The organism is Paraburkholderia suaedae, from assembly GCF_040812055.1.
Classification (GTDB): Bacteria; Pseudomonadota; Gammaproteobacteria; order Burkholderiales; family Burkholderiaceae; genus Paraburkholderia.
The window spans coordinates 52,873-65,494 of the sequence record NZ_JBFOAH010000018.1 but is presented as its reverse complement, the minus strand read 5'-3'; the positions used below and the strand labels follow the sequence as shown (position 1 = coordinate 65,494).

At 60.5% G+C, this 12,622-nt stretch carries 12 protein-coding genes and 1 pseudogene; 9 read left to right on the top strand and 4 right to left on the bottom strand.

Annotated elements, in window-relative coordinates; genetic code table 11:
- Positions 1-106 precede the first annotated feature (106 nt).
- From ABQJ48_RS23010 to ABQJ48_RS22975, 8 genes and pseudogenes are all read left to right on the top strand, one after another.
- Positions 107-844, top strand: coding sequence for an SDR family NAD(P)-dependent oxidoreductase (locus ABQJ48_RS23010; protein WP_367840306.1), 738 nt, complete (start codon positions 107-109; stop codon positions 842-844).
- A gap of 227 nt (positions 845-1,071) precedes the next feature.
- Positions 1,072-2,286 (top strand): aspartate racemase/maleate isomerase family protein, encoded by a 1,215-nt coding sequence (locus ABQJ48_RS23005; protein ID WP_367840305.1) that lies wholly within the window; start codon positions 1,072-1,074, stop codon positions 2,284-2,286.
- Positions 2,287-2,347: 61 nt separating this feature from the next.
- Complete coding sequence (locus ABQJ48_RS23000; RefSeq protein WP_367840304.1) at positions 2,348-3,352, top strand: NAD-dependent epimerase/dehydratase family protein; 1,005 nt, start codon at positions 2,348-2,350, stop codon at positions 3,350-3,352.
- 294 nt (positions 3,353-3,646) lie between these two features.
- The gene (locus tag ABQJ48_RS22995) at positions 3,647-3,904 is read left to right on the top strand and encodes a hypothetical protein (RefSeq protein ID WP_367840303.1); all 258 of its coding nucleotides are present in this window, start codon (positions 3,647-3,649) and stop codon (positions 3,902-3,904) included.
- Positions 3,901-5,055: a CobW family GTP-binding protein gene (locus ABQJ48_RS22990; RefSeq protein WP_367840302.1), complete on the top strand. Its 1,155-nt coding sequence runs from the start codon at positions 3,901-3,903 to the stop codon at positions 5,053-5,055. Before ABQJ48_RS22995 ends, ABQJ48_RS22990 begins: the two co-directional genes overlap by 4 nt.
- Positions 5,056-5,117: 62 nt before the next feature.
- Complete coding sequence (locus ABQJ48_RS22985; RefSeq protein ID WP_367840301.1) at positions 5,118-6,350, top strand: ABC transporter substrate-binding protein; 1,233 nt, start codon at positions 5,118-5,120, stop codon at positions 6,348-6,350.
- Positions 6,351-6,371: 21 nt separating this feature from the next.
- Positions 6,372-7,421: a GntR family transcriptional regulator gene (locus ABQJ48_RS22980; protein WP_367840300.1), complete on the top strand. Its 1,050-nt coding sequence runs from the start codon at positions 6,372-6,374 to the stop codon at positions 7,419-7,421.
- Between the two features lie 396 nt (positions 7,422-7,817).
- A pseudogene (locus tag ABQJ48_RS22975) lies at positions 7,818-8,396 on the top strand (IS110 family RNA-guided transposase); the annotation flags it as partial.
- A gap of 28 nt (positions 8,397-8,424) precedes the next feature.
- On the opposite strand, the gene ABQJ48_RS22970 reads toward ABQJ48_RS22975, so the two are convergent.
- The 4 genes from ABQJ48_RS22970 to ABQJ48_RS22955 form a co-directional block, all read right to left on the bottom strand.
- Positions 8,425-9,143 (bottom strand): IS6 family transposase gene (locus tag ABQJ48_RS22970; protein ID WP_367840299.1). Its coding sequence is split into 2 segments (ribosomal slippage): positions 8,425-8,954 and positions 8,954-9,143, totalling 720 coding nucleotides; the frame shifts between segments, so codons are not numbered across the junction.
- 83 nt (positions 9,144-9,226) lie between these two features.
- A complete protein-coding gene (locus ABQJ48_RS22965; protein WP_367840298.1) occupies positions 9,227-9,967 on the bottom strand; it encodes an LrgB family protein in 741 nt (246 codons plus the stop codon).
- A complete protein-coding gene (locus ABQJ48_RS22960) occupies positions 9,964-10,335 on the bottom strand; it encodes a CidA/LrgA family protein (protein WP_367840297.1) in 372 nt (123 codons plus the stop codon). The genes ABQJ48_RS22965 and ABQJ48_RS22960 overlap by 4 nt, the downstream gene beginning before the upstream one ends.
- Positions 10,336-10,732: 397 nt before the next feature.
- Positions 10,733-11,134: a hypothetical protein gene (locus ABQJ48_RS22955; RefSeq protein ID WP_367840296.1), complete on the bottom strand. Its 402-nt coding sequence runs from the start codon at positions 11,132-11,134 to the stop codon at positions 10,733-10,735.
- A 174-nt stretch (positions 11,135-11,308) separates the two neighbouring features.
- On the opposite strand from ABQJ48_RS22955, the gene ABQJ48_RS22950 reads away from it, so the two are divergent.
- Positions 11,309-12,319, top strand: coding sequence for a hypothetical protein (locus ABQJ48_RS22950; protein ID WP_367840295.1), 1,011 nt, complete (start codon positions 11,309-11,311; stop codon positions 12,317-12,319).
- Positions 12,320-12,622 lie beyond the last annotated feature (303 nt).

Below are 12,622 nucleotides of genomic sequence, written 5' to 3'. Positions count from 1 at the left end.
TTCACACAGTCGCGACGGGCAGCGGCAAGCGTCAGTACATCTAACCTTCCGAAAAAAGGGAATATGCATGGCATCAATTTTGGACAGATACTCCTTGGAGGGTAAGGTGGCGATTGTGGTTGGCGCCGGCGGCGCAATCGGTCGCGCCATCAGCCACGCGTACGCGCAAGCGGGCGCCGCGGTCGGGTGCCTTGATTTTCATGCGTCGAACGCGGCTACCACCGCTTTCCAAATCACCGAGGCGGGCGGCCAGGCGCGCTCCTTCAAAGTCGACGTGACCCAGGAGGACGAGGTCGGCTCGGCGATCAATGCCGTGCATGCCGCATTTGGCGGCGTGCACGTCCTGGTCAACTGCGCGGCCACGGCGGACCCGATCGGCACGGTGCTCGACTACAGCCTGGCCGACTGGAACAAGGTATTGGCGGTCGATCTGACCGGCTGCTTCCTTGCCAGCCGGGCGGCGATTCCGCACATGATCAAAAGCGGCGGCGGATCGGTGATTCACATTTCATCGCAGTTGGGCGGGGTTGGCCGTGCGGGCCGGGTGGTGTATTGCGCCGTGAAAGGGGCATTGATCAACATGGCGCGCGCGATGGCTGCCGATCATGCCGCGCAGGGCATCCGCGTCAATACGCTGTCACCCGGTGCCATCGAAACGGACAGGCTGGTGTACCAGTTCGGGTCGATGCAGCAGGCGCGTCAAAAGTTGGGCCCCGAGCATCTGCTGAACCGCCTCGGGCAACCGGATGAAATTGCCAGCGCCGCGGTTTTCCTCGCGAGCGATGCATCGAGTTTCATGACCGGTGCCGATCTGCTGGTAGATGGCGGCTACAACGCCACTTGAAATTATCCCCAAGAACTGCCATCGGAAGCGGTATGACGACCGTAGTACGGGAACGACGGATCGGTGCGAGCTTCCGGCGGCACACCGGTCTCATAGTCCGATGTGACTGGCTGGCGGCATAGTGTCGGCATGGGCTCTACATCGCCTGATCGCGCGTATTGTGAGGACCAGCGTGCGGTTTGACCTCATGACATTGTGTCGCTGGCAACATCCCAAAGGAGCGGAAGGTGGAAAGCAGTTTGAAAAAATTGGAAAGCTTCAAAGCCTTGAAAAAGGTGGGTTTCATCACGCCGTCGTCGAATACCGCATTAGAGCTGTTGACGACGCAAATGACGCATCCAATCAGCGACCGGGTCTCGACTCATTTCAGCCGGGTGCCGGTGAAGACGCTTACGCTCGATACCCGGGACGTCGATCAGTTTCAAACGCAGAGAATGGCGGACGCGGGGGCGCTCCTGAAAGATGGCGGCATGAACGCGATGCTCTGGGGCGGCACCTCGGGCAGCTGGACCGGCAAGGGATTCAGGGCCGATCTGACGCTGTGTGATGAAATCGGCCGGGTGACGGGCGTACCGGCTTCAACCGCGTCACTGGCGCAGGTCGAGGTCCTGAAGCGCTACGGTATCAAGCATTTCGGACTGGCGGTTCCGTACTTCGAGGCGCCCACCCGCAACATCATTGACGCCTACGGGGCTGAGGGATTTACCGCGGTGAAGTCCGCCCGGCTCGATGAAACCGAGAGCATTCGCGTCGCCGATGTCCCGTTCGAGCGGATTAAACAATTGCTGCGTGAGGCGGATTCGTCGCAGGCCGAGTGCATCGTCGTCGCCGGCACCAATCTGCCGGCGACCGTCGTTGTCGACGAAATGGAAGCGGAATTGGGCAAACCGATCTTCGACAGCATCGGGGTGATGCTGTGGAAGGCGTTGCAGATGACCGGCATCAATGTACCGTTGCACGGCTGGGGCAAGCTTCTGCGGGACAATCCGGTGCTCACCGCGCTGGAGCAAACGATGGCCACACTATTGCAGGCGACCGGTGCGAGCCGGACCACCGTGCGTATCGATATTCCCGCTCACAACTGCCACTTGGATACGGTATGCGCCGAAGCGATGGCGCCGGGCATCGTGCCGCTCAAACTGAATTCTTCGATGAACCAGAGAAGTCTGCCGACGGTGAAGTGGTTGGAAGCGAACCGCGATCTGCTGATCCAGAGCGATTGCGAGAACCACGCGGTCAAGCCTCCCAAAGCGTTGACTGCTGTGTACGGCGTCAAGGCGCAGATGCTTGCACCCTTGATGGCGCAGGACGAGCTGTTCGGATTCGTATCGCTCCACTACGTCCCCAGCACGCGCGTCTGGAGCGAAGGCGAAATTGCCACGTTGCGAAGCGCAGCGACACAGGTGAACCGTATATTGGCGGAACATGGATGGGCGGGTTAGGTTAGGCAAGCCGAGTCGTGTCAGCCTGATTCGGGTTTAGCCCAGTTTAAAGGATGCTGAAATGGCGGTCTTAATTACCGGCGGCGCCGGATTTGTCGGTCTGAACGTTGCGGAGAACTTGCTGGCGCGGGGCGCAGATGTCGTTTTGTTCGGTCCCGGCGCGCCGCCCCCCGCAGCGGTCGAATGTCTGGAGCGCAATCCCGGCCAGCTATCGCTGGCCCGCGGCGATGTATCGGTGGCAGCCGATCTCGACGCGGTGTTCGGTTCGTATACGATCGACCGGGTTGTCCACGGCGCGGCTATTACCGCGGATCTGGCGCGCGAGAAGCGCGCCGCGCGCGACATCTTTGCCGTAAACCTGCTGGGAACGGTCGAACTTCTGGAAGCGGCATTGCGCCACGGCGTAAGCCGCGTTGTTCAGCTCGGAACGGGTTCAATTTTCGGCGCCGCCGGTACCGCCAGCGCGATGCTGGATGAGCATACCAGTCCGGCTGTTCCGCTTACCATGTATGGCATCAGCAAATACGCGGCTGAACGCACCGCGGTGCGCTACCGCAGCAGCCGCGGCCTCAATGTTGCGGTGGCGCGGCTAGGCGTCGTGTTCGGCCGATGGGAATACGACACTGGGATGCGTGACACGCTCAGCCTGCCGCTGCAGTTATTCGATATCGCAGAGGCGGGTGGTTCCGCGGTCGTGCATAGAGGCGCGGGCGATGATTGGGTGTACGCGACCGACGTCACAAGCGGCATCGTCGCCTTGCTCGACCGGCACGATACGCCAGAGCCGATTTACCATTTGTCGGCCGGCATGCGCTGGTCGCTGGCGGGGTGGTGTCAACATCTCAAGCAGCGCTTTCCGGCGTTCCGCTACGAATCCGCCGAAGTACTGGAGCGGTGCACGGTCGGACAGACTGCATCGATTCCGCGCGCTCCAATGAGCATCGAGCGCCTCAGACGGGACACCGGTTATCAACCCAAATTCTTTTTAGACAACGCGTTCGAAGATTTTTGTAGTTGGCGCGCCCGGTTTCCGTCGTTTGGCAGGCCGGCGGACACATTGTCGTGAACTCGATCGATTGTCCGCCGACCGCGTTGTTTTGTAATCGGACTACACCGATATCATGCCCATTGCACTCGGTCTTTCCCCTGTGCTGCTCGCACTGTGGTTTGAAGCCGATTCGCGCGCGTTTCCTAACGAAGCGTCGTTGGTGAAGGGCATGCCACCACCAGACGGAGCGTGAGCATGTGTGGAATGTGTGGGCTGCTAGGCGGCGGCAATCACTGGTCTAACGCGATCCCGCCAGTCAAAGGGGCGAACACGCGACGCCAGCGCCTTATTCACGTGGCCCTGGCGAACCGCGTGCTCGCCTCGTACCGGCTCAGACTCGACGATTTTCATGGACAGTCGTTCGTCCTGTCGTCCCCGACGGGCACAAGCGAACTCGTCGGCGATTTCGCGCAGGTTTGGCGCGTCGCCGAGCAGATGCTGGGAAGGCCGCTCGATCCGCTCATCCTTTTCGACGCGGACGAAGCAACGTCACCCTCAACGCCACCCTCCCGCGATCGAGCGGCCGCCACCGCCCGCCACCGTTTCGCGGACAAGAAATCCGCATCATGAGCCCCAGTTACGACATCCTGCCGGTCACTCTCGTCACCGGCTTTCTTGGCAGCGGAAAGTCGACGTTGTTGGCCGACGTGCTTCACGGCGACGCGGCAAAAGACACCGCCGTCCTGATCAACGAGTTCGGCGAAGTGGGACTCGATCATCTGCTGGTCGGTGAGGTCAATGCACGCACGGTACTGCTCGATAATGGCTGCGTCTGCTGCTCGATTCGCGGTGAGCTCAAGGAGGCTCTGGCGACGCTGTTTTCGCAACGCGCGCGCGGTGACCTGCCGCCGTTTTCCCGAGTGGTACTAGAGACCACAGGCCTCGCGACACCAGCGCCGATCATCGCGACGCTGCTCGCCGATCCGGTGATCCGCAGTCACTATGCGTTGAATGCGACTGTGACCGTGGTCGACGCGCTGAACGCCGCGCAGCAGCGCGCACGTCATCCGGAATGGCTTGCGCAGGTGAGCGCTGCCGACCGGCTCCTGATCAGCAAGTCGGACCTTGTCGACGCTACGGACATTGCCGCGCTGGCCCGCACGCTCGCGGCACTGAACCCGGCGGCGGAAGTGGTGGTACGCGCAAGCGCGGCGGAAAGAGTCGATATACTTTTCACTCCCGCTAGCTCGACCGACCTGATGCGCAGGCTCGGCAGCGGGCAGCGGGAGCTGGGGAGGGGGGCGACATTTGCGAGCGTCGATTCGGCCCGGTCCGCGGAACGCGCTACCGGATGCAATGGCGCGCACGACGAAGGCAGGTACCGGGCCTGGTCGAGCGACCCCGCGTCCCTCGCGCACCGCCGCGCTATGCCGTCGCTTGCAGTGCTCGATCGAATGGAGCCACAGGACATCGTGTCGTTCTGCATGCAGATCGATGAACCGATTGACTGGCAGGTGTTCACGATCTGGTTCACTATGCTGCTGAACCGTCACGGTGATAAGATCTTGCGCGTCAAAGGCCTGCTGTCGATCGCGGGCTGCGCTCAGCCGGCGGTCCTGCACGCCGTACAGCACATGGTCCATCCGGTGCTGCACCTTGACGCTTGGCCCGATGCCCAGAGGTGGTCAAAACTCGTCTTTATCACGGAGGGGCTCGCACGCGACAGCGTCGAAGCGTCATATGCGCGATTCCGCCAACGCCTCGAAGAACCTCATCATTGAACACAGTCCGCGCTAAACTCTCCCGTCGCAGGCCCGATCCGCCGACGCCTCATTCGCCCCCTGTGGCGCCAGACGACACACCAGGCGCATCGTCCCGACCGGGACGGGCACCCGCGGTTCACCGGGGCAAGACCGAACTGCGTGTACTGGGCACCACTTCCACGCTGCAGGAACACATCCGCAAGCAGGCCGAGGAAGATCTGGGGATCCGGCTGCGCTTCATCGTCGACGACAGCTCGGCCGTGCAGCGTGCCGGCGTGATGCACCCCGAGAGCTACGAAATCTACGACCAGTGGTTTCACAGCATCGATTGCCTGTGGCCCGCGCGGGCGCTTCAGCCGATCGACCTCGCGCGAATCAGGCGCTGGCAAGAAGTCAATTCGCTGCCGCGCGCGAATAGCCTCGCGCGGCATAAGTGCGCAAGCGCCGGCAGCGTTCCGGTTGACCGCCTTTACGTACAGGCTGACGGCTCTCTCGCCCGCAAGGCATCCGGGCGCATCAGTATGCTACCGCTGACGCACAACGCGGACAGCTTCGTATATCTCGAGGACGCGTTGCCGCCGGCACTGGCGGCAACGCCGGAAAGCTGGGCGTGGCTGCTTGCGCCGGAACTGGCCGGTCGCGTCGCGTTGCAGGCTGATGCTGCGATCGGGGCAATCGACGCCGCGCTCGCTGTCGAGGCCAGTGGCCTCATGCAGTTCGCGGACATCGGGAACCTGACGATCGAAGAGATCGACGCGCTGATCTCGACGCTGATCGGCTTCAAGCGGCGCGGCCACTTTGCCGGCTTTTGGTCGACTTTTGCAGACGCTGCGCAACTGATGATTGCCAACAAGGTCGCGATCCAAAGTGTCTGGTCGCCCGCGGCCGTCGAACTGCAGCGCGCCGGTTTGCGCTTCCGGCTGGCCAGTCCCAAAGAGGGCTACCGCGCATGGTTCGGAGGGATGTCGCTGTCGCGTCTCGCGCAGGGACGCGTACTCGATGCCGCGTATGATTACCTCAACTGGTGGCTCGACGGATGGGCTGGCGCGGCCATGGCGCGACAGGGCTTCTATATCTCCAACTCCGAGCGCTCGCGCGGCTATCTCGACGCTGCGGAATGGGCTTACTGGTACGATGGCAAGCCCGCTGAGTCCGAACTGCCGGGCCCGACCAGCAAGCACCTAATCGCCGCGGGTCAGCAACGCGATGGCGGCAACTATGTGTCGCGCATGGGCCGAATCGCGGTGTGGAACTCCGTGATGGACGAGCACAATTACCTGGTGCGTCGCTGGAATGAATTCACGCAAGCCTGACGACTCACAGAAAACCTGAAGATGACAAGACGCACACGTGCTCCGGTTTCGCCGCCGCCCTGTACGCTTGCGGAAGCAGCGGTCGATGCGGACACCCGACTACGCTATCGCCTGATCTACGACCACCTGAGAAAGGCGATCGCCCTCGGACGCGTTGCGCCAGGACTGGTGTTGGTCGAGGCACCGGTCGCACGGATCTTCGGCACGAGCCGTGTGCCGGTGCGCAAGGCGTTTGAGATGCTGCATGCCGCTGGGCTGGTGCACACGTTCCAAGGGCGCGGCTACCTGGTCGCACATCCCGACGGCAGCGTCGCAGAACCGCTACGGGCACCGTTGTCCGAAGCGACACTCGGCTTGGGCGAGGCGCCGGTTGCGCTAGCGCTGCCGTCGAACAGCGAGCGCATCTATCACGCGCTCGAAGCGGCGGTGTCGATCGGGATCGCGTTCGGTCATTTCCGCATCGACGAGAGCGTCGCTGCAGAAGCATTCGGCGTGAGTCGGAGTACGGTACGTGAAGCGCTGAACCGACTTCGCGATCTCGGACTGATCGAGAAGTCCGCTTACTCGCACTGGCTTGCCGGTCCGCTGACCGCGCGTGCGGTAGCGCAGGACTATGAACTGCGGATGTTGCTGGAGCCGGCCGCGCTTCGCGCCAGCCAGCCCTTGCTCGCGGAAGATGTGCTCACCGATGCGTATGCCGAAATCGAAAGTGCGATCCGCGACCCCGATTCGATCGATGCAGATGGCTTGCAGCGGCTTGAGAGCACACTGCACGTCGACTGCCTGCAGCATGCGCACAACAAGAAGCTGCTACGCATGATCGGGCATGCGCACATGCCGCTAACGGTGAATCATGCGTTCCACAACGCCTTCAATCTGCATCCCGACTTGGCGACGCTAACGGAACATCGCGCGGTATTGCGGCACCTGCTCGATGGCAATGTCGACGCTGCAACCGAAGCGCTAGGCGCGCATCTGCATGTCGCGCAAAAACGCACGCTGAAGCGTTTGAAGGTGCTGGCGGTGCTGCCCGAACCCGATTTGCCGAAGTACATGCAACGGATCGCGTGATTGACCGGTGGATCACGTTTTTCCGAGCCGCCCCTGGCGCGCAACGTTTTCAAGATCCGCTCGTTACGACTGCCGGTGGCCGCAAGCTCGGTGAGAAATTCCGCTTCCGTCTGATGGATCACGCGCCGCGACAAGATACCTGCCCAGTGGTGGCGGCTTAGAACCGCTGGTACAGCGTCTCTGAGCCATAGATGGCAGATGGCAGAACAGACCGAAGTTTAACGTTCGCCCAGCCGCCCTGGCGGGCACCCAAATTCCTCCGGGGATGGGCACTTCGCATTCCTCCACCCCGTACCTCCGGCTGAGGGCTGTGATGTGATGGACGACTCCCGCTACGCGGGGAGAGGTTTGTGCCAGAGTGGAGAGATCGTGATATCCACGGCATAGGAGTTCATCATGAAGATAGCGACTGTGGGACTGGATCTGGCCAAGAAGGTGCTGCAGGTCCACGCAGTGGACTTGCAAGGCCACATCGTTGTACGCAAACAGCTGAGACGCACGGATGTACTTCGGTATTTCGCAACGCTCGAACCGTGTGTAATTGGCATGGAAGCATGCGGCTCTTCGCACTACTGGGGCCGGGAACTCGCGAAGCTCGGACACACCGTTCGACTAATCGCCCCGCAGTTCGTCCGACCTTACGTAAAGAGTAACAAGACTGATGCGGCCGACGCCGAAGCAATCTGCGAGGCGATACAACGACCTCACATGCGCTTCGTACCGGTCAAGACGCAGGCGCAACAGACAATTCTGTCGCTGCATCGCGCACGCTCCGGGCTGGTCAAATCGCGCACAGCACTGGCCAATCAGATTCGTGGGCTTCTGGGTGAATTCGGCATCGTGCTGCCACAAGGTATCCGGCTGCTGGGGCAGCGCGCCATAGCGGCTCTTTCCAGCCGCGATAGAGAGCATTGCGAACCATTCCGGGCGTTAATCCAGATGCTTGTTGAGCACCGGTGCAAACTCGGTAGGCAGGCAAGAAATCGCCCATGCTTCGGAAACCTTAACGAGCTGAAAGAACCGCCATCCAAATCGAGGGCAAAGTGGTGTCTTTGAGGTGCATGCTGGTGAGATCGAACTGGCCTTTGCGAATGCGATGCATCAGTTCGATGCCGGAGAGGGTAACGGCGGCGCTGGGGAACCGCTTGAACCCGAGCATCACATTCACCCGCGCTTTGATGTGGCGGTGATCCTGCTCAATCAGGTTATTCAGGTACTTCGAGGATCGCAATTCCGTTCGCCTGGCTAGCGACCCGTCGGCCTTCATCTCGCGGACCGCCCGATGAGATACCGCGTAGCCGTCCAGCGTGATCGTCTCAGGAGCGCGTCCCTGAGTCCTGATTGCCTTCGCGAAGAACGCCTTTGCTGCCGCCACGTCGCGCCTGGCGCTGAGGCGAGAATCGATCGTCTTTCCCGCCCGGTCAACGGCGCGGGAGAGATAGGCCCATTTGCCGCGAATCTTCAAGTAGGTCTCGTCGACCCGCCACGACTGACCGGCTGTCGTAGCCAACCGATTCCAGCGTTTGACGAACTTGGCGTGTAGCGCTTCACCCAACGCAGGATCGTAGTGTGGGCGAGGGACAGGCCGCGCTCAGCCATCATCTCCACAAGATCACGCGGACTGAGCTTGTAGCGCAGATACCAACGCACGCAAAGGACGATGATTTCGCGGTCGAAATGACGCCCGTTGAACAACCATTCGAGATCTTTCAGCTTGCTCATTGGCTCGTGGTCGTCAAAAGTTCAAGAGTAACAGACCGACGCGCCGGAGTTGCACCACAACCGCCAAAGCTTGCCGATGCCAGTTAGCCAGGAAGCCAGCGCGAAGCGAGAGGCATCAAAACGGGCACGATGAAGGCAGTAAATACACCGTTGAGTCCCATACCGAGCCCCGCGAACGCCCCCATTTCCTCGCTAACCTGAAACGCCCGGGCCGTGCCGATGCCGTGCGAGGCAACACCGAGAGCGAATCCGCGTACGGCTGTCTCTTCGATGCGCAACATGTTCAGGATTGAACGCGCGAAGACGGCGCCGAAGATCCCCGTGGAAATGACAAGGACTGCGGTCAAGGACGGAATACCGCCGATTTCTGCCGCGACCGCCATGGCGATTGGTGTCGTAGCCGATTTGGGTGCGAGCGACGCAATGGTTTGATGACTGGCGCCGAAGAGCGCAGCCACGCCAACTGCCGAGACGATAGCCGCGAGAGACCCAGCCACGAGGCCGCCAATCAGGGGCACCGCCGAGCGCCGCAATTTTGGCCATTGCCGGTAAAGGGGCAGTGCCAGAGCAACAGTTGCGGGGCCGAGCAGAAAGTGTACGAACTGCGCACCTTCGAAATACGTCGCGTAAGGCGTTCCTGTGACTTCGAGCAGCAGAACGAGCATCGCCACAGCGGTCAACACGGGATTGGCGAGCGGGTTGAAGCGCGCTTTGGCATAAATGGCCTGAGCGATGAGATAGGCGATCAGCGTGATCGTCAGGCCGAGCAGAGGACTCGCGGCAAGATACACCCATATCGCGCCAAGCTTTGGTATCGCATTCATGGAGTCGCGTCCGATGTGATGGAGTCTCCGCGCTGACGACGTAGCAGCGCGCGGGTGACAAGCGCGGCTACCACGATAGCGACGGTGGTGCTCACGGCGACGGAGACGCTGACAGCCAGCGCGTCACCACGAATCTTGCCGGCTGAAACCATAATGCCGACACCGGCAGGAATGAACAGCAGCGACAGGTGGCGCAGCAATTCGAGAGCGGTCGGCTCGATGGCGTCGGCTACCTGCGGGCGCGACAGGATAAAGCCGAACAGCAGCAACATGCCGATCACCGGTCCAGGGACGGGTAGACGAAATACGTATGACACGCCCTCGCCAAGGCATTGGAACGTGAGCAGCGTCGCGAGTGCTCGAAGCATGGCTTTCTCCGTGAGACCGGCCGGGGTCAGTTTAATTCGTACCGTGCAGTTGGCTGCGTGCTTCCGCCTCAGTTTCGAATATGTAGGGCGCGAGCTTGCAACGCGATAGCGCTTCGCCGAGCTTGGCTCTTCATTCGGAGATTGGTTCCCGGCTTTCGTAGGTCCCTCTCTCGTTGTGCCAGCCGCGATCGGAGACGGGCGTTTCGATTGTACCGACACCGGGTGAGCAACCCACCTCCAATGCCTGCGTTGGCGGTCCTGTTTGCTTTCCACGATTAGAAATCGCCGCACCCGTGGATGCGAAGCTCGCGGACGTACCCAATGCTACGTTGACACCTGCACCGCCGCTAACTGCGACGGACGTGAGGGCGGCCGGCGCGGTGCCGATCGTAAGCTGTTACGTACCCGAGACATGTAGCGTCGTCAGGCCGGCGTCGGTCACCGTGCCGATCGTCGAGCCGGTGGCGCCGCCTGTCACCACGTTCAAGGTCGTGATTTCATTGTTGGCATCAACGAAGCTCGTTGCGTTCAGGCCGTTGACGTTCAGCGCCAGCGCGGTGACGGTCGGAGCCGTCAGCGCGTCGGTGAGCGTCAGGGCACCGCCTTTACCCGCCAGCGCCAGCGTGGTCAGGCCATTGTCTTCGATCGCGGCCGCACCGTAGTTGGCAAGGGAAACATTGGTAATCGTGCCTGCGCGGGTTGCGCTTGCTGCGTTGACGTCATTGATGGTAACCCCAGCGTCAGCGTCGGACTCAGTTCGGCCAGTTTCTGCCGCTCGCCCGAAATACTGTGCGGTCACTCGAACCGCTGATTCACTTCGCAACTTGCCAGATGCCGATGGCGCGTATCTCGGCCTTTGCCGGCGTCCGTCTTCATTTTTCGGCTTCGCCGCGCTCTTCGCGAGGTTTGCAAGCAAAACCTCTATGCGGCATTACAATGCATTGACCGGCGCAACTCTCGTTTGGGAGGGCTCTTGACATTGCTTGTTTGGTTCATTCGCGGTGTTTCGGGTCTGATCGGCGTGACCCTGTTTTACATTGTCGTATTTGTCTACAAAGGATGCTCCGAAGATCGCTTGCATGACAGAGTCGAATATTGGTGGATTCAATTCGACGACCTTCAAAAAAGAATGCTGTCCCGCCAGAAATCGCTGGTTATTCTTTGCGCAAGAAAGACACTCGCGGGCCTAGACCTCGTCCTCAGTCGGAAATATTATTCCCGCGACGCACGCACGGCTTCTTCAGCCTTTTTCTTAGGATCGCTATTTACCACTCTTGCTTATTCTGCTGGCGAAGACAGAAGACTCGCTATTGGAATCGGAGTTTTCTTCATTGGCACGGCCGTAATACCAGCGTTGAGTCCAAAATTGAGGGTGGCTCAATCGGTAGCAGTCTGGATCGCCATCGGCGTATGGTGGTTTTGGTTAGTAACGACGATCGACGAGTATATTCGCTACTTGGCAACTGAACCCCGGTCACCGCTTCGAGGAAGAGCCGCGGCGGAACTGGGCATGATCATGGGCTTCCTTTGCGGCTTCTACCTCGGACGCTTTTTAAATTTATACGTAGCCATAAAATTACGACGACTCTTGCGTAACTTGTCACGCCAATGTAGTCGTCCAAAAGACTACGCGGCAGTTCTCGCCGCCCCTCTATTTTTAAATATCATTACCTTCGGGTCCATATATTCGCTCGTTGCGCTCGATACCCTTGGCATTAATTTTGTTACGTTTCTTATCGCACCGTGTCTCGCTGCGGGAATGGCGTTGGGCGCAGCAATAGTCGCGGTTTTGGCAATACCCGTGTTGATGATTATCCACCGGGTCATCTGGCCGGTCCTTAGCAGGTTACTCTACACATTGCCGGGCCACGAGCTTGTTAAAAACAAAAAGCTTCTCAACCTGGTGGGAGCAGTCTTTCTTGGCTTTGCGTGGAAGGGCACCGGTCTTATTGGCTCGCTCCTCAAGCTACTGGGTTTCAGCTAGACACGCTTTGATTGGATGCCGTTGTGGTTGAGCGGGACGGACATTCGAGTGCCGAGGCAAAGCACTGACGAACGGCTGCAAATAGGCCGAACGGGGCCTATCTTGCTCTTGCACCGGCACACGCTGGGTACCCGCAGTTTTCGCATGACTGATACTATAGCGAGCTTCGATGGCTCTCTCCGTGGCAGCCGCGAGAACGTGAATTCGAAAAGGGACGTCATGCGCCAGCAGCTTCGTTGGCGGCCGGGCGCCCATGCCAACGCGGTCAACTACGGACATTTCGACGGCGACCATTAGCGGCGT